We start from the raw sequence: 16,488 nt of genomic DNA, 5'->3' as shown, positions 1-16,488 counted from the left end.
CGACCTATAGGATGAATACATTGGTTTATCCACAATCCTGAGTGAGTAATCCAGATAAGGTTGTTAACCAACCTATGAAGTCGGTACAAGGCTTTAGGCAGGTCGGTTTTTCAGAATAAGCTCCAATAGCGCTACCAAATTATGGGGTTGATCGCTCATCGAATAGTGGCCCCCTTCCATTTCATACACTTTCCACCCTCTTGCGATAGCTCTATTTGAACCCCATTCTTCAAAGGTCGCTTTGCCGTTCTCCTTCATCAGAATAAATGATGTTGGGATCTTCTTTGCAGGACCAAAATTAACATAACCTTTAAAACTTAATATGAAAATTAAGATTATATTCGCCTATAAGCAATAAACGATTTAACCTATGCGATCTAACTTTAAATCCTTCCTTACCAGCAGCATGCTCCTCTTTTTAAGCGCCTGTGCTACGGACCAGATGTCAACAAATAACCAAAACGAAGAAGCTCCATCTATTTTTCAAGAGATCAAATTGGGCCGGATCGCCACAGACGGTGGTCTGTCTCGAGGTGTTGCCTGGGGCGACTATGATGCAGATGGTGATCCCGACCTGTATGTTGCCAACTCCAACGGCCAATGGAATGCCCTCTACCGAAACAACGGAAACGGCAGCTTTAAAAAGATGACCGATGACACGGGCGATGTGAAAGTGATTGCCGAAGTAGTAAAGCATGGCGGGAACTCCCAGGGGGTGAATTGGGTGGATTATGATAACGACCATGATCTGGACCTCTATATCGTGTCCCGGGGAAGCGAGCCCAATTTTCTGTTCAACAACTACGACAATCTGGGGTTTACCAGAATTATGGATCACCCGCTTACCGCAGAAGGCATAAGTGCATCCATGGCATGTTGGGCCGACATTGAAGGGGATGGTGATCTGGATGTTTTTGTGGTTTCCTCTGGACGTGGCAGCAATCTGGTCTTTAAAAATAAGGGGGACGGCCAGTTTGAACAGATGGAAGGCCATATGCTCAATAGTGGTACCGGTAGAGGTCGTGCCTGTGCTTGTGGCGATGCCAACGGAGACGGCTTACCGGAGTTCTACGTGGCCAATGCCCAAACTACCAATGAATATTATGTGAACCTTGGTAATTGGGATTTTCAAAAAGTAGAAAAGGGGCACTTAGTAGAAGATATAGGGTACTCTTATGGTGTGTCTTGGGCGGATTATGATGATGACGGTGATATGGATCTTTTCCTGGCCAATTTTGACAAAAAGAATTTTCTGTATACCAACGATGGTTTCGGAAACCTTGGGCCCGTAAAAAAAGGTGCGGTGGCCGAGCAGGTCGGGGGTGCCTCCAAAGGTCACTCATGGGGCGATTATGACAATGACGGAGATCTTGATCTCTACGTAGCCAACGGTACCTATAGGCCAGAGATGTACAATTTCTTTTATCTGAATGATGGGAATGGCAACTTTCTGCAAGACTTCAGCGGACACTTAAAAAAACATGCCGATACTTCGGCCGGAGTTGCACATGCCGATTTTGATAGAGATGGCGATCTAGACCTTTTTGTAGCCAATTGGGGAAGTGGGGATCAGGTCAATAGATTTTATGAAAATAAGACAGTGGGCAAGAACTGGATTGCCTTGAGACTAAAAGGGAAACAGAGCAATAGTTATGGGATTGGAGCCAAAGTCTTATTATTTTCAAATCAAAAGGTACAATATCGATGGATGTATCCGGTAACAGGTTATGGAAGTCAAAACGATTACGAACTACATTTTGGTCTGGGAGAAGTTCCCCTAATAGATTCATTGAAGATTATTTGGCCGTCTGGCCGAACCGATACGCATCTAGACCCCAGACCAAATGTCCATTATACCGCTGTAGAAGAAGGGGAATTTTTATCAGTGAAATAAGGTTAGTCAATCTGTGTTTTGGTTTTCCTTAGCGGCCTTAGGTGAAAATAGAACGTCCAACGGCTGGCGCCGCCGGTCTTGTTTTGTTTCAAGATCGAATATTCTTGATGAATTGCTCGGTATTCCTTGGCTATTCCAATGTAGACAATTTGATCAGACCTTTCTTCAATGGTTCCTTTAAGCAGTCCTGTTTTAAAATAGAGTTCCAGTTCCTTTCTAGCAAGTTCATCTATATTCATGTATACAGTTGTAGGTTTTTTTAACTTTGCTAAAAGTTCTACTAGTTTTTTAAATATTTGATTTTTCGATTAATTACTTCTGTTGTTTTTTTGTTTTTACCGTCAATCTGTACTTTTTTCATTTTAATCCAATTGCCTTTGTCATCATATTTATAATCAACTATGTATTTAATGTCAGAACTTGAAGTAGGCCAGAAAAATTCTGTTAGGTCTCCGAATTCATTTCTTTTAATCTCATAGTCTTTTATGAAAGATTCCGTTTTATTCAAAACGATTGAACCATCTTCTCTATAAACTTTATAGGTGAAGCTATAATTTTTATAATCATACTCAGCTGTGGATAATCCCAATAACTGGTTATCCGTGTTTAAGGTTCTTATTTCAATTGGATTATTGTTATCATTCAAGATAATTCTCATTGTATAATTTAAAGAACCATCTTGATTTAGGATTCTTAAATCCTTGATTTTTTCTTTGTAAACCGTTTCGTATTTTGAAGTTCTCCAACCTAAGGCCTTGTGTTTGAACCTTGTCGTGTTTTTTAAAACTCTATTCAATGAATCTACAGAAAATTCTCTTGTGGATTCAAGTTCAGAATCTTTAAAGTATGTTGTGCGGATTATCGATTTTTCTGGGAAAGTGTAAATGGTTTTGTCGGAATATGAATATTCCTGACCAGGATTGACTTTCCTAGTAACAATAATTTCTTTTGCCTCACCAACCTTTAAAACATAAGCCTCAGGTAAATCAATTCTAGTTATTTCGGTATGCATTGAAGTTTGTCCAACACAAAAAAAACTGAATAAAGGCAAAAACAATATCTGAAGTAAAAGCCCTTTTATCAAATTAGCTGCAGTTTGTTTATATGGTTGTGGTCATCCTTTTTTTAAACTTTGATAAAGTTTGGCAACATTTTCTGATATGGTTAAACAATATCTATACCTAAACCCACCAATATCCCTATTAGAATTGACATAATCACATAAATTATAAGAATCCATGTTATGATACTGATATTCTTCCTATTTCTTTCACTCTTTTGTTGAATAATCCAGTTGGAATATAATAGTTCCATTAGGATCTCTCTATCTGCATACTCCTCTCTGGCTTTTTCAAACTTTAGTTGATTCAAAGATCGCTGGTATGGTTTTATGGTATTTTTACTCATTATCAATCGTTTATTTGAACTTTGGCTAAACTCATTCTTAATCTATCATTTAAAAAATATGAAATATAACGAGACAAGAATTAATATAAAACCATTTGCAAGTAGCTGAGTATCTAGCTGAAAAAACTCGCCTAAATTTTGATTTCTCTTAGATTGTCTCTTATCATATTTGTCAGATAAAATTTGACCCAAAACAAATAGAATAATCCCCAAAATAAGAATTCCGATTTCCAGCTTCATGTTTTAATCAGTTGTCCAATTAGCTTAAGATTTTATGTGTGCCATTGAATCCTTTATTTGAACTTTGGCTACGGGCTAGTGTATGAGTATTAGCGGGTTTGTACTCACTTACCTTTCGGTTTTGCGCTGACCTTTGTTATATGTTTGTACTTTCGTTTTTTTACTTAAACCACTATTACTCATACACATTGTTAGCAACTTGGCATTTTATTCATATTCCAATAAATACCCAAACTTTTCATCAATCAGCTTCTTACTTACCATTGATTCAATCACTTTTCCACTTTTATCCATAGAAAGGTACTTTCCATTTTCTTTGACATAAATTGTGTCCAATGGTTTTTGTGTCAAATATGGCCATTCCCATAAAATCTGTTCATATTTGATAGGATGAACTATTTTGTTATTCCAATCAACTGTTCCATAAAGTCCATCATTTTTTACCTTGATTAGTGTTGAGTTATCTACAAAAATCTCATCATATTGAGTTGGAATTACAATTTTCCCGTCTCTACTTACTAATCCCTTTTTTCCATTTTTCGTGACAAAATGTTCTTTTGGGCCATATTCAACCCAATTAGATATTTCTTCGTATTCGATTGGAATTATTTCGTTTTCTTTTATGTCAATAATGCCAAATAGTCCGTTCTGTTTAACTATGAATCTTTCATTATCATCGTAATGACAAGGGTTAATTTGCTCATACTTTTTTTGAAATATTTCTTTGCCATTTTTTGAAAAGAGGCCTTGAAATCCATTGTTTTTCACAATGAGATAGTTGAACCACCTCCTTCTTTCTATAAAGTCATTCTCTACTGGCAATAGGATTTCATCGAGGTGATTAATTAATCCATATCTTCCTTTTTTTCTTACTATTGAATAGCTTACATTTTGATGAACCTCAAATATTCCGATATCATCATATTTTTCTGATATTATAACTTTCCCATCGTAATCTGTAACACTTGTTTTCCCAATATTCCTTTTTAGAATTAGTATTCCTTTTCGCAAGGTATCAAGTTGAAAGTAGTTTGGTGTAATTTCTAGATATTGGGTCGGTAATATTTGTTGCCCTAAGGAGTCTACAATACCATATTTGTTGTCATACATTACTTTATATCTACCTGATGGATAGTTAAAATATTCAATTGACTCAAATTTAGGTTCCAAAACAAATTTATCGCTGGTATTGATAAGACCGTACTTTCCTTTTGTTTTGACCACAGCTCTTTTTGCTAAGTCAAAGGGTTGAGATTCTTCATATTTCCCGAAAGGAATCACCATTTCAAAACTCGAATCAATATAACCCTGTTTGCCGTTTTTCGTAACTCGACATAAACCACTCTCGAAGTACGTGTAGCTTGATTCTGAATATGGCGATTCTGTTATCTGGTCAAATTCAAATTCAGTAAGCTGTTTGCCTTCACACGAGAAAAATGCCCATTTTCCATTTTTCATCGCACAAACAAGTTGGTCAGCTTTGTTATATCGTACTTTTTCAAATTCCAAAGGGATTATCACTTTCCCGGTTTTGTCGATAAATCCAGACCCATTATTTTTTTGAGCTTTTGCTAATCCGCATTTGTAAAAATGACTTTCCGTTTCATACTCAAATGGTATTACAACATTCCCTTTTCTGTCAATGAATCCATATTTTCCTTTTAGTTTAGCCGGTGCAAGACCATTTGAAAATACACTCAAATCTTCATATTTGAATGGTATCAGGGTGTCCTGAACAATATTTATGTATCCACTTTTCTCATTTGACTGGGCCAATATCATTCCTTCTTCGTCAATTGGATTTAGAAAGTTGTATTTATTCAGAGGTATAACAGTATCTCCATCTTGATTCACAAATCCCCAAGATTTTTTACCCATTATTCGTTTGAAACTTTGAGACTCAGTCGTATTTAAATCCGAGTTTTTCGGTTTGCAAGAAACCACAAAGAAGAGTATAAATATGAAGTTTAGAAATTTGTTCATTTGTTTGCTTCGCCTTTTTGCTAACTGGTTTATATTCACGTAAAAAACATCTATATACCTCCAAAAAGGAATAAAACCGATGTGATTGGTAATCCTTTATTTAAACTTTAGTTCTTCTAAAGCATCTTTCTGCATCCTGACTGATTGTTCAATCAACAGCTTTACACTAGTATCTAACGTACTATCTAATAAAGAATCCAAAATGCTAATACTTCCCTTTAGTTTTTCGTAATTATCCATTGTTTTTAATCCTTTATTTATACTTTAAAGTTTCATCTGAATTTACAACAAAGAGACAATTTAAAGTTCTTTTTTATATTCAAAAGGTATATTATGGCCAGACCCTCCACATTTGAAACATCTACCATTTTGAAAATAATGATACTGTGAAATATAACCCTTGCCTAAACATCGTTCGCATTCACCAAATTTCATTTTATTGGCCATATTCTCATCCCAAATTGGAATTTTGCATTCATCATGAATTTTTTGGTGGCAATCCCTACAAACCGTTAAGAGAGACTCATTGGGATAATTCCAAGGAAAACAATTAACTATATAATAACTGTGATGTACTTCAAGATTTACTGATTCATTTAAGTTCCTACCAGTAAGTTTATAATTTTGGCTATCATCATCGATAATATTAATATGTTCCTTAGGACCAAGCCATAACTTTACAGTCATTGATTTACGGCACTTATTGCATCTACTAAAGTCTCTTTTAAGAATTTCTTTTCTTTTGTCTCTCCATTCATTACAACCAAGTAGATCGTTGTAGGTGATTTGCTCAAAGGGTTTGGAGTTTTCTAAATCTAAAACAGTCATTTCAAGAAATTGAAGGTAAAGGCGATTATCGTTTTATTGAACTTTTCTTTGCTCTAATTTTTTTCTAAGTTTTTTTAAGGCTCGTTCTTTAGCTTTAAACTCATTCTTTCCTTTCTCAACTTCGATATTCTCTATAACATCGATAGCATCTATGTTGCCAAATTTTCCTAGACCATCCAAGGCATGTCCCTTAACATCTTTATCGTTTAAGCCATCTAAAAGAACCTGATATGCTTCATCTGTCTTGATTCTTGGTAATACCATCAGAAAAAGCATTTGTCTTGCGATTCCATTTTTTTGGTTTTTACATATTTCTATTATTTCAGGATAAGAACTTTTATCATTAATTATAGAAAGGGCGTTTCCCACTACCCATAAGAATGTCTTGGAGTAAGTTTCTTTTGAGTAAAACATCTCAAGCAGTGGGTTGCAGGCAACGTTATTACCCTTTACTGAAAGAGCCCTAACCACCGTTTCCTGCTCGTTTTTCGAAAGTTTGGGTAAGTATTCCAATAAGATTTCAGCATATGGCTTTCTGGGCCACTTAGTATTAACTAAGGTGTCAACTGAAGTGCCTTTAACACTTAAAAATTCGTGATTCGGTACTCCCAGTTCGTTGAGTTTATCATTTAGCTTTTGATATTCTGATTTCATAAAATCAATCATATACCATGGTTATCGTTTATTTAGACTTTAAACCTTTATATACTCCATGAGGAGAAAAAATTAATTGTTGACTATTGTAGTGGTATATTTCTCGATTCTTAATCCCGAAACTCCCAGTATCAAAATCTTCAGTTGTAACACTATCAGGTAGGCCTATTTTCTTAATTACTTGGCCTTTAGTCATTGGATAGGCAATTTCATTTTTAATAATATACAAGTTACTCTTCTTCTCTTTTTTGCATGATAAACATACAATTAGAGTTAATAGCATATATACAGTGCTTTTCATCCTTTTTTTTGAACTTTTACCTATTCAATCACTTTCAGTTCGTAAACTAAAGTAGAATTAGGAGGAATATTACCGTATGCTTTTTCTCCGTACGCCAATTCTGGATCAATTTTTAAATATCCTTTGGAACCTTTGCCAAATTTCAGCAGACCTTCTTGAAAACTCTCTAAATACTTATCATCACCTACAACCATTTCAAACCTGTTACCCGTAATTTCTGTATTGTCAAATTGGCCACCATTTATAAAATATCCAACATATGATATTCGAACAGTGTCACCAGGTTTAATCAATTCGCTATTCCCATTTTCCTGAAGATTATACTGCAACCCTTTTCTGATACTTTTCCATTTAATCCAACTCAAATCTTTCTTGGGCTGCAATTTTAATTTTGGAATATCGCTCCTTTGAATTGTGTCTCCTTTTTCGTCCAATACATATATGTCACTTAGGGCGCCAGAAGGTTCATAAAAAAACTCCGCATTTAAGTCTCTATTTTCATAGTAGTAAATAACGGACTTCAAAACTCCATATTCATCTAAAACCGGTTTACTCTTCAATACACCATTTGAATAGAATGTTGAGTCTTTTTGAGATATGCTAATCAATGGCATACTCAGTGTTAACAGCAAGTTGAATATTATAGTTTTATTCATGAAATCCTTTTATTGAACTTCCGTCAGAATCCGTTTGTTGTTGTTCTCCGGATTTTTTGTTAATGTAATTTATCGTGACAAGACTTGCAAATTGAAACCAGCCATTTTATTGGTTCTTTTCCGATGTTCTTTTTCGCATATTTTTTATGATGAACCTGTGTTGCTCGTTTACCACAGTAGACACATTTCCAGTTATCCCGTTTAAGAACTACATAGCGTTTCCTTTTCCATTCGTCGGATTTTAAATAGGTATTACGATAATAATTCCGACGACTTTTTCGCTTTAAGTTGAACCTCCACCGTTTAATTAGCCAAGGAACTAGACCAACTCCTAACAGGAGGAGTAAAAGTTTAATGTCTGCACCAATGTCTAATGATAAATAAGCCATTGTCTGAACATCGTTTTTTTTGAACTTTAGTTTAATTGAGCTTTCCAGATAACAACTTTTCCATTCTCGTCACCAGATACTATATGTCTTCCGTCTGGAGAAAATCCAATTTTACTAATATTACTAAAAACAGTAAGTCTTTCACCTCGAAAAATACTAGTCTCTTTCTTTTCTCTTCCAAAAGTCGATAGTAATGTTCCTTCACTATCTATAACACGAATTAAACCATCTGTGCCTAACAAGGATAGCTTTGTTTTTGATCTGGCCGCTTCAAATGAGTAAAATTTACTCTTGTCCATTTCTTTAACGCTTTTGCTTTCTAGCTGGAACAACTTTTCAGTCCGACTTTTATCATTATAGTCAAAGAAAAAATAAATCATATCATCAAAAATGATACTTGAATACATTTCAAATCCATCAATCAGTTTAGTGTCTAGGCTATTAATATCTAAAAAGATATTTGGTGTAATAAGCAATTCTGCTTCAGATGTAAAGTAGATTTGTGTATCCTTCTTATGATTATTTATTTGAATGTTTTTCAACAACTTCCCACCTTTACTCCAAATATTGAGAATATTAAACTTGTCAATTGAAGCAATTGTCGTGCCCTCAGGTGAAATGGCAATATGCTGTATCAACTCCAAATGAGATAAACCATTTTTCGCTTGGGGAATATCTAATCCCTCTACAACGCTTAAAGTTGGAAACGATTTTTTTATTGAATTAAGTGTATTTTGCTCGCTTACCGTATTATTCTTGTAGAATTCATTAACGAATTCTTGAGTCAACTCGGGGTCTATAAACTCATTTTCTTGATTTCCATTTATATCAAAACTTTTGATTATGAATCTCGGCGTGCTATTATTGTTTTTTTCAGTCATACCAACCATCAATGAATTGCTTTTAGGAATAAACAATAGTGAATTAATCTTTCCTTCAAGTAATTTGTGTTTATAAATTATTCTTCCATCATAGTTCCATACTATGATGGACTTATCGTAGCTGCTAGTCGCGAAATAATTATCATTGCAAGCTATAGATATAATCTCTTCAGCATGTTTTGATTTTGATTTCACCTTTTTGAACTCTTGGCCATAAATACAAGAGCAGGTAAAAATGAATACTACGAGATAAATTATTCTGTTCATCGTTTTTTTGAACTTTATCGAACTAGATTTTGATTTTTCATAGGAGCCATTGTTTACATAGGTTTTAAATATTAATTTGAGTTTGAGTTATTGATTGGCAGGAAAAAATTTGGATGTAAGACGACTGGTAATTCAGTGCCATGCTTTTCTTTTATTTCTCTTCCAATAAACCTAATTAATTCATTTGCTAAATCTTGCTTAATTAGAATTAAATTATCCTCAATCCATGATGCTTGAACCAACCATAAAGAATCGTCAATTTTATTAATTTCAAGTACTAATTCATCATCATCAAAAACATCCACTTTAGAATCTCCATAAAAGTCGATTTCCAATTTAGAAATATCATAATTAAATTCTGTCATGACTTTGGGTACTTACTCTAGCCTGTTGTTCTTAATTAGTGAATCCATTTCCGCTTGGTGTCTTTTTCGCCAATCGTTTATTTGAACTTTTTGTTTTTGTATCAATTCCTAGAACGATGTATCAATATAATACATCAGTAAAATTAAAAGCACTAGTAGTACTATACCAATGTAAATTGGAATGCTGTCCTTGTGGTGCTTCCAAATCATCTTTCTTAATTTTTCATTATTGAACCACATGCAATCGTTTATTTGAACTATTCAATCATAGATCTAATTTTAAATTTTGTTCAATTTTTTTGATTCTTTCTTTTTCGAGGCCAGAATATTTGGCATATACCGCCCATTGGGATACTGCCTCTTTAACTTGATCTATGATTTCATTAGGTTTCTTTATATCTATATCTTGAGCTATTTTTAACAGATCTTTCTTATCTATGTTTTCCCTTTTTCCATTTACGGACATTTGGTGTTTATTGGTATTTCTTCCTTTAATAGGGTTATAGCTATAGGTCATATCGTATGCAGGGGATAATTTCCAAGATTCATTTTCAGCCAATAGGAACGATACATTTTTTGTATGATCATCTTGATTTCTACCAACTATGTTAAAAACTAGCCTCCTGTACATTTGTTCCATTTCATCGTTTCCTAGCTTTAACTTTCTCATTATCTGGAACAATTGTTCATATGAAGTAGATCCTATGTCATTAAAATCATAGTGAGCTATCCCGGTTAGTGTTTGCATATGAATTTTTTTACCATTTTTTCTGTCAAATCTCTTCGTCATAAAATGTGACCTGGAATCTTCTTCCAACAACTTGCACTGAGACATTTCTATATTTGCGTCTGTAGCCATTTTATAGTAGACATATTCAATAATTCCATAACCTCTTGGGTCTCCAAAAATTTCATCTTGAACACCATCAAATTTTAAAATCCAATGTTCGTAGTTTCCATTTGATTGTACATGTCCTGATATTATTTTGCCATTCTTTTTGTGAACTGCAATGACTGCCTTGGGTCTCATTCCTCCAGCAGAAGTGCCAACGGCTATTATTCGTTCTAATGCTTTTGTTTCGCCTATCTTAAATGAAATGTCTAGTGCTTCTTTTTGGGACATGACTTTATTTGCAATAGCTACCAATTCACTAAGTTGTATCTCTTCTTGGGATATACTCTCTTTTACTAACGCTTTTTTGAACTCTAATGCCCCCATAGCCCTTTTCCCAACATAACACAATCTTTCAACCGGAGTAAAATCATTTTGGGACCTTCCTGTTTGGGCTAACCAAAGATTTATCAATTTGTTTCCAAACTTGTCAGGCAATGAATCTGCCAACATTCCTGGTAATTTTTTAAATGTTATCTCGTTCAATTGTGGGAATGAATATATTCTATCACCTCTTTTCAATTGTTCTAATGGCATGGTAATCGGTGCTAAATCAATCTCCTTATTTATGAATTTTTTATCAAATTCAAAGATTGCTAGATTTTTTTTATCATCCCATATTACAGCACCCACATAAATCCCCCATATTTCAATTTCCGCTTGTGCCATTTCTATTTGTCATTTTTTTTTAGTTGAAGCTCTTTTCCTTTTTTTCCCTTTTAATTTAATTACCTCAATGGGACTTATTTCATCTTCTGGGAATAAGTATTCTATATTCTGAAGTAGGCCCAACATTCTGAGTATTCCAATTAAAGAAGATAAGGTTACTCCCTTTCCTCTTTCAATCTTACTGATTGCTACTCTACTTATTCCAACTTTATTAGCTAACTCTAATTGGGTTAGATTCCTTTTTATTCTGTTGTTCTTTATTCTTAAACCTATTTCAAGTTCTATTCTAGCGTTAGTCATTGAATACCAGTCCATAATTTATATATTTATTTACATTAAATATTTATTTTCCTGAATATATAAATAATAATTTACATTGTTACAAATTTATAATAAATATAATATAATGTATAAAAAAGTATACATAATTGTACATATTTAGTTATTGTGTATACAATAATTTACATTGAAAACATATTCAAATATAAAGAATTATCTATTTGAAATATCTAAAAACAAGTAAATTCCGGAACCGCCTCAGTACTTATTGGTCACACCTTAATTGGTTCCATTTTAGGGAAAGTACTTTCTTGAAGTGCCTTTGATACAGCCATGGAAATGAATCATTCCTTATATGGAACTTTCCAAGAACTACGAATCATTTAATGGTTGGTGACAAAAGGTTATCGGCAAAAAGTGCTCACCAAACTGATTTTCATCATTTTATCATAGCTTTTTCAATAGTATTTTCGATTAGTTATTCCCATATCACGGAAAACTTTATCCCATTCTTTCCAGTTCTCCCATTTGATATTATACAACGTCAAACCGGTTGCCTACCTAAAAGTCGGATTGTGTACTAAATAAACTACTATGAAATATAATACGATTATCATCGGAGGGGGATTGGCTGGATTGACTGCCGGAGCCACCCTATCAAAATTTGGTAAGAAAGTGCTTTTATTGGAACAGCACCACAAACCTGGGGGCTGTGCAACCACATTTAAACGAGGGGATTTCATTATAGAAGTCGGCTTGCACGAAATGAGCGGACTAACCGAAAATGGCTCGATTACGCAAATTTTTGAAATGCTCGAAGTAGATAAGCATGTTCAATTTGAAAAAGTGCCAGAATTCTACGGAGTAGTTTCAGATAATGAAGATTTTGTGCTACCACATGGATATGATGCAGCCACTAAAGCATTAATAGACAAATATCCTGAAGATGAAAAAGGCATCAAACGTTTTATGCAGTTGATTGCACGAACACGAAAGGAAGCAGTCGATTTACCCCGTTCGCCACTAAAACAAAGATTGATTTATCCCTTGATGCCCTTACTTTATCCCAACCTCGTAGAGGCAACCAGACATACTGTTGGATCTTGGTTGGATAAGTACATTGCCAATGAAAATGCAAAACTAGATCTCATAGCACATATTGTGTATTGGGGCGACGACCCGTATACCCTATCAATGTTTTACTTTGCTACTCCATTTTCAGGCTTTATAGAAAATGGCGGTCACTTTATAAAAGGTGGTTCACAACAACTTTCTAATTATCTGGCTTCCTATATCGAAAAAAATGGCGGCAGTGTTCTTTTAGGTAAAAGAGCAGAGAAAATCATTACCGATAATGGCAAAGCGACTGGGGTCACTTTCCGTGATAGTTTTAATGAGAATTCAGAACCTACCACCATTTTATGTGATAATGTTGTAGCCAACTGCGCCATTCCTTTAGTACCAGCTATGCTGGATGAGCCCAACTCCACAAATCTTTATCAAAAAATCAGTTCAAAAACCAATTCGTGTTCACTATTATGTATGTATCTCGGGTTTAGGACAGATGTAGAAAAGTTTGGTGTAAAATACTACTCAAATGTTTTTCAAGGAGATGGTGTAACTGCCTTAAAGGATATAAAAAATAATCACCATGGTGATTGGTCTAAACGCGGATTCATTTTTGTAGACTATGGCAAGGTAGATGCCGAATTGGCGCCACCTGATAAATCTGAAGGTGTAATCTGTGTTGTGGATTATATTGAAGATTGGGAAAACTTAAATGAAGAAGACTACAAGACAAAAAAAGAAGAAGTAGCTCAAGTTTTATTGCAGCGATTGGAAAAGCAGTTTCCCGGAATTCGAAATAGTATCGAATACTACGAAGTGTCTACTTCCAAAACCATTCAACGCTACACCTCGAATCCTACCGGATCGGTTTACGGTTATGCGCAGATTAAAGGACAAACAGGATCGAAACGATTTAGAAATAATTTCTTGATTTCCAATTTGTATTTCGCATCGGCATGGGCATTTCCAGGTGGTGGTTTTGAAGGTTCCATCCAAGGGGGCTTTTTGGCCGCACTACAGATGAATAAAGACAAAATTTGGTCAGAATGTGATAATGAAAAGTATGTTGATGACAGAGTTGTTGAGCTCAGGGAACGCAAAACAATAGACGACAAAACGCTGGAAATGAGTTTTGTAAAACCAGCTGGTTTTCAAAACCAAAACGGAGAGCATGTTATTCTCCACCTTGTAAACCCGAAAGTGACCGAGCTGGACTTGCCCTATCGATGGCTTCCTATCGTTTCTAATGGAGAGGACGATATCTTGAGGTTTCAAGTTGAACTGGATGACAGCGGCTTTTCTAAAAGTTGTAGGCTTTTAGAAATTAATGATAAGGCCATTGTATATGGACCTATGGTTTAGGTCTAAAAAAGTAGAAAAGTGCGGTAGTGCAACAATGTATATGGAATCACTGTTCCCATTTGGTGGCAACGCTTGATGTTCTTACAGTTATCTGTAATTAATAATATATTTTATGTATTCAAATAAGCATATAGCCAAAATTGTCGGAATATTATTTATAACAGCTACTATTACTTCTTCACTGAGCATCTGGCTCACAGAACCCGCTCTTGAAGCAACTAATTTTCTTAAAGCATTTTCTGATTATTCAAATCAAATTGTAGCAGCTATGCTTCTCATGCTTATAGATGCTATTTCAGTTGCATTTATCGCGATACTGTTATTCCCTATTCTTAAAAGGAATAGTGAAAGGTTGGCACTGGGTTATGTTGGAATGCGAATCATGGAAGGTATTCTATTCGCTGCTTATGTTGCGATATTGTTAACTGTTTTGTCTATAAGCAAAGAATATTCATCCAGTAACGTTCAGGATGCTGGTAACTTCAAACTCATAGGTCAATCCTTATTGATTTTAGCGGAATGGGCATTCGACATAGGACTCGGAATTGTATTTACTATTTCCGCCCTGATATTGAATTACATATTATTCCGATTTGCACTCGTCCCTAGATGGTTGTCCGTTTGGGGCTTTCTCGGTGCACTTGTAACAATGACCATAGTGCTATTGAAATTTTATGACATTCAAGTAGCTGAAGCCCTGGATTTTATAATAGGAATACAAGAAATGGTGTTTGCCATATGGCTCATTGTTAAAGGCTTAACATATGAATCGCCAAAACAACCAGATAATAGTGTGTAACAGATCATAGCTGCCTTTCGGCGAGCTACTTTTGTTATAATCACCAATGGGCTTTACACGACAAAAAGAAAGTTGACCAAAAATTATAATTATGAAGAAACCTGAATATTTCTTATTACGACCTGAAGTAGAAAAAGCGTACGGATATTCACATGCTGTGAAAATTGGAAATTGTATAAAAATTTCTGGCGCGGTGAGTATGGATGATGAGGGAAATCCAACTGCAATTGGTGACTTGGAAAAGCAAATGAAAAACTGTTATTCGGACTTGGAGAAGATTTTAGAACACTATGGTTGCACTTTTAATGATGTGGTCATGGAAAACATTTTTACGACCAATATGCCCTTGTTTCTTGAAAAATCAGCTTATCGAAGTGAAATTTATACCAAACAATTTCCAACAGGAACCTGGATTGGTGTTAAAGAATTGGCAATACCAGAATTTATAATAGAAATCGAATTGGAAGTATATAAATCAGAATAAGACTAAGAGGGCAAATATCTGATTGCGGGTGAATTCCAAGTCGGAACTTATTGCAATTTACTACGCTTAGGCCACAATGGAAGACCCCTGTGGATTTCCCATTACGTGCCATACATAAACTGCCAGCAGCGATCGACAGTTTCTAGCTTGGGCCTTACATTAATAAACAGACTATTATAAAGATCATGCGTATATGGAAACGTGCTCACAAACGAATACCAAGTCATTTCAAAAAACGAAATCAGAAAAATATGGGATATCATATTGATTTAAAAAGTATAAGCATCGACAAATACAAAGAGGTTTTGAAATCTACCAACTTGATTCCAAGTAGAATGATTTTGAAAGAGAACACCAGCAACAATCTTGATATAATTAAAAGCCATAATATTCAAAATCTTGAGGTATTGCAAAAAACCTTAAGGGATAAAAACAAGCTTAAAGAACTTTCAAAAAAATTCGGCATATCGGTAAGGTTTTTAGAAGTGCTAAGAGTAGAAATAAATGGGTATCTACGGAAACCTAATAGAATAAAAGATTTTTCTTGTATTGATGAGGGCATTGTACTGGGACTTGAAAAATTGGGATTAAAAAATACAATGAAACTGTATGAAGAAGTATTGACCAAAGAAAAAAGAAATGAGCTTTCAAATAAAACAGGAATAAGTAAAAAGGACATAATGCAACTTACCAAATTAACTGACCTCTCAAGGATAAGGTGGGTGAATCATACATTTGCTTATGTATTATTAGAGGCTGGATATGATACTGTTGAAAAAGTTGCAAATGCTGATTACATGGAGATGTACGAGGTAATAAAAAAACTTAATGAGGAGAGAAAAATATACAATGCCCATATCGGAGCAAATGATATGAAATTATGTATTCAGTCTGCTAAAAGCTTAGATTTAGAAATTGAATATTAAAATATCTACAGAAAATACGAATGCAGAACAATGCCCATAACTAATTGCTTGTTCTTTCTTATTTCTTAATGCCTTAGAGATTTTTGGTTTGAGTGTACTTACTGTTAGGTACTAAACCACAATATTACTCATAGTATATGCCGT

At 34.6% G+C, this 16,488-nt stretch carries 18 protein-coding genes; 5 read left to right on the top strand and 13 right to left on the bottom strand.

Annotated features, from left to right (window positions below; translation table 11 throughout):
- Window positions 1-93: 93 nt before the first annotated feature.
- The gene (locus ACRD67_RS20110; RefSeq protein ID WP_430969086.1) at window positions 94-258 is read right to left on the bottom strand and encodes a hypothetical protein; all 165 of its coding nucleotides are present in this window, start codon (window positions 256-258) and stop codon (window positions 94-96) included.
- Between the two features lie 112 nt (window positions 259-370).
- On the opposite strand from ACRD67_RS20110, the gene ACRD67_RS20105 reads away from it, so the two are divergent.
- Window positions 371-1,894, top strand: a complete 1,524-nt coding sequence (locus tag ACRD67_RS20105; RefSeq protein WP_430969085.1) for a CRTAC1 family protein — start codon at window positions 371-373, stop codon at window positions 1,892-1,894.
- Window positions 1,895-1,896: 2 nt separating this feature from the next.
- Here the strand turns inward: ACRD67_RS20105 and ACRD67_RS20100 are convergent, their stop codons facing one another.
- From ACRD67_RS20100 to ACRD67_RS20045, 12 genes are all read right to left on the bottom strand, one after another.
- Window positions 1,897-2,133 (bottom strand): hypothetical protein, encoded by a 237-nt coding sequence (locus ACRD67_RS20100; RefSeq protein ID WP_430969084.1) that lies wholly within the window; start codon window positions 2,131-2,133, stop codon window positions 1,897-1,899.
- Window positions 2,134-2,174: 41 nt separating this feature from the next.
- Window positions 2,175-2,906 carry a hypothetical protein gene (locus tag ACRD67_RS20095; protein ID WP_430969083.1) on the bottom strand — a complete coding sequence of 244 codons (732 nt, stop codon included), beginning with the start codon at window positions 2,904-2,906 and terminating at the stop codon, window positions 2,175-2,177.
- A gap of 842 nt (window positions 2,907-3,748) precedes the next feature.
- A complete protein-coding gene (locus ACRD67_RS20090) occupies window positions 3,749-5,524 on the bottom strand; it encodes a WG repeat-containing protein (protein WP_430969082.1) in 1,776 nt (591 codons plus the stop codon).
- A gap of 300 nt (window positions 5,525-5,824) precedes the next feature.
- The gene (locus tag ACRD67_RS20085; RefSeq protein WP_430969081.1) at window positions 5,825-6,352 is read right to left on the bottom strand and encodes a hypothetical protein; all 528 of its coding nucleotides are present in this window, start codon (window positions 6,350-6,352) and stop codon (window positions 5,825-5,827) included.
- 33 nt (window positions 6,353-6,385) lie between these two features.
- Window positions 6,386-7,018, bottom strand: a complete 633-nt coding sequence (locus tag ACRD67_RS20080) for a HEAT repeat domain-containing protein (RefSeq protein WP_430969080.1) — start codon at window positions 7,016-7,018, stop codon at window positions 6,386-6,388.
- Between the two features lie 16 nt (window positions 7,019-7,034).
- Window positions 7,035-7,307: a hypothetical protein gene (locus ACRD67_RS20075; protein ID WP_430969079.1), complete on the bottom strand. Its 273-nt coding sequence runs from the start codon at window positions 7,305-7,307 to the stop codon at window positions 7,035-7,037.
- 20 nt (window positions 7,308-7,327) lie between these two features.
- Window positions 7,328-7,963: an FKBP-type peptidyl-prolyl cis-trans isomerase gene (locus ACRD67_RS20070; RefSeq protein WP_430969078.1), complete on the bottom strand. Its 636-nt coding sequence runs from the start codon at window positions 7,961-7,963 to the stop codon at window positions 7,328-7,330.
- A 59-nt stretch (window positions 7,964-8,022) separates the two neighbouring features.
- On the bottom strand, window positions 8,023-8,352 hold the full coding sequence (locus ACRD67_RS20065; RefSeq protein ID WP_430969077.1) for an HNH endonuclease: 330 nt from the start codon (window positions 8,350-8,352) through the stop codon (window positions 8,023-8,025).
- 26 nt (window positions 8,353-8,378) lie between these two features.
- Window positions 8,379-9,500 (bottom strand): WD40 repeat domain-containing protein, encoded by a 1,122-nt coding sequence (locus tag ACRD67_RS20060; RefSeq protein WP_430969076.1) that lies wholly within the window; start codon window positions 9,498-9,500, stop codon window positions 8,379-8,381.
- A 71-nt stretch (window positions 9,501-9,571) separates the two neighbouring features.
- On the bottom strand, window positions 9,572-9,865 hold the full coding sequence (locus tag ACRD67_RS20055; protein ID WP_430969075.1) for a hypothetical protein: 294 nt from the start codon (window positions 9,863-9,865) through the stop codon (window positions 9,572-9,574).
- Between the two features lie 265 nt (window positions 9,866-10,130).
- The gene (locus ACRD67_RS20050; RefSeq protein ID WP_430969074.1) at window positions 10,131-11,426 is read right to left on the bottom strand and encodes a type II toxin-antitoxin system HipA family toxin; all 1,296 of its coding nucleotides are present in this window, start codon (window positions 11,424-11,426) and stop codon (window positions 10,131-10,133) included.
- 9 nt (window positions 11,427-11,435) lie between these two features.
- Window positions 11,436-11,741, bottom strand: a complete 306-nt coding sequence (locus ACRD67_RS20045; protein ID WP_430969073.1) for a helix-turn-helix domain-containing protein — start codon at window positions 11,739-11,741, stop codon at window positions 11,436-11,438.
- A 558-nt stretch (window positions 11,742-12,299) separates the two neighbouring features.
- Here ACRD67_RS20045 and ACRD67_RS20040 point away from each other — a divergent pair.
- The 4 genes from ACRD67_RS20040 to ACRD67_RS20025 all read left to right on the top strand — a co-directional run bounded on the left by ACRD67_RS20040 (window position 12,300) and on the right by ACRD67_RS20025 (window position 16,344).
- Window positions 12,300-14,135 carry a phytoene desaturase family protein gene (locus ACRD67_RS20040; RefSeq protein ID WP_430969072.1) on the top strand — a complete coding sequence of 612 codons (1,836 nt, stop codon included), beginning with the start codon at window positions 12,300-12,302 and terminating at the stop codon, window positions 14,133-14,135.
- 112 nt (window positions 14,136-14,247) lie between these two features.
- Window positions 14,248-14,934 (top strand): DUF4386 domain-containing protein, encoded by a 687-nt coding sequence (locus ACRD67_RS20035; protein WP_430969071.1) that lies wholly within the window; start codon window positions 14,248-14,250, stop codon window positions 14,932-14,934.
- 91 nt (window positions 14,935-15,025) lie between these two features.
- Window positions 15,026-15,418: a RidA family protein gene (locus ACRD67_RS20030; protein WP_430969070.1), complete on the top strand. Its 393-nt coding sequence runs from the start codon at window positions 15,026-15,028 to the stop codon at window positions 15,416-15,418.
- A gap of 251 nt (window positions 15,419-15,669) precedes the next feature.
- Window positions 15,670-16,344: a DUF4332 domain-containing protein gene (locus ACRD67_RS20025; RefSeq protein WP_430969069.1), complete on the top strand. Its 675-nt coding sequence runs from the start codon at window positions 15,670-15,672 to the stop codon at window positions 16,342-16,344.
- The last annotated feature ends 144 nt before the right edge of the window (window positions 16,345-16,488 follow it).

This window comes from Eudoraea algarum, from assembly GCF_050589645.1.
Classification (GTDB): domain Bacteria; phylum Bacteroidota; class Bacteroidia; order Flavobacteriales; family Flavobacteriaceae; genus JBNGOQ01.
The sequence above is the reverse complement of the archived record's forward strand: the minus strand, read 5'-3'. Positions and strand labels throughout refer to the sequence as shown.

What these genes read in the sequence shown, in the direction of transcription:
- ACRD67_RS20110 (WP_430969086.1), bottom strand. Translation starts at nt 258, where the DNA reads ATGAAGGAGAACGGCAAAGCGACCTTTGAAGAATGGGGTTCAAATAGA.
- ACRD67_RS20105 (WP_430969085.1), top strand. Translation starts at nt 371, where the DNA reads ATGCGATCTAACTTTAAATCCTTCCTTACCAGCAGCATGCTCCTCTTT.
- ACRD67_RS20100 (WP_430969084.1), bottom strand. Translation starts at nt 2,133, where the DNA reads ATGAATATAGATGAACTTGCTAGAAAGGAACTGGAACTCTATTTTAAA.
- ACRD67_RS20095 (WP_430969083.1), bottom strand. Translation starts at nt 2,906, where the DNA reads ATGCATACCGAAATAACTAGAATTGATTTACCTGAGGCTTATGTTTTA.
- ACRD67_RS20090 (WP_430969082.1), bottom strand. Translation starts at nt 5,524, where the DNA reads ATGAACAAATTTCTAAACTTCATATTTATACTCTTCTTTGTGGTTTCT.
- ACRD67_RS20085 (WP_430969081.1), bottom strand. Translation starts at nt 6,352, where the DNA reads ATGACTGTTTTAGATTTAGAAAACTCCAAACCCTTTGAGCAAATCACC.
- ACRD67_RS20080 (WP_430969080.1), bottom strand. Translation starts at nt 7,018, where the DNA reads ATGATTGATTTTATGAAATCAGAATATCAAAAGCTAAATGATAAACTC.
- ACRD67_RS20075 (WP_430969079.1), bottom strand. Translation starts at nt 7,307, where the DNA reads ATGAAAAGCACTGTATATATGCTATTAACTCTAATTGTATGTTTATCA.
- ACRD67_RS20070 (WP_430969078.1), bottom strand. Translation starts at nt 7,963, where the DNA reads ATGAATAAAACTATAATATTCAACTTGCTGTTAACACTGAGTATGCCA.
- ACRD67_RS20065 (WP_430969077.1), bottom strand. Translation starts at nt 8,352, where the DNA reads ATGGCTTATTTATCATTAGACATTGGTGCAGACATTAAACTTTTACTC.
- ACRD67_RS20060 (WP_430969076.1), bottom strand. Translation starts at nt 9,500, where the DNA reads ATGAACAGAATAATTTATCTCGTAGTATTCATTTTTACCTGCTCTTGT.
- ACRD67_RS20055 (WP_430969075.1), bottom strand. Translation starts at nt 9,865, where the DNA reads ATGACAGAATTTAATTATGATATTTCTAAATTGGAAATCGACTTTTAT.
- ACRD67_RS20050 (WP_430969074.1), bottom strand. Translation starts at nt 11,426, where the DNA reads ATGGCACAAGCGGAAATTGAAATATGGGGGATTTATGTGGGTGCTGTA.
- ACRD67_RS20045 (WP_430969073.1), bottom strand. Translation starts at nt 11,741, where the DNA reads ATGGACTGGTATTCAATGACTAACGCTAGAATAGAACTTGAAATAGGT.
- ACRD67_RS20040 (WP_430969072.1), top strand. Translation starts at nt 12,300, where the DNA reads ATGAAATATAATACGATTATCATCGGAGGGGGATTGGCTGGATTGACT.
- ACRD67_RS20035 (WP_430969071.1), top strand. Translation starts at nt 14,248, where the DNA reads ATGTATTCAAATAAGCATATAGCCAAAATTGTCGGAATATTATTTATA.
- ACRD67_RS20030 (WP_430969070.1), top strand. Translation starts at nt 15,026, where the DNA reads ATGAAGAAACCTGAATATTTCTTATTACGACCTGAAGTAGAAAAAGCG.
- ACRD67_RS20025 (WP_430969069.1), top strand. Translation starts at nt 15,670, where the DNA reads ATGGGATATCATATTGATTTAAAAAGTATAAGCATCGACAAATACAAA.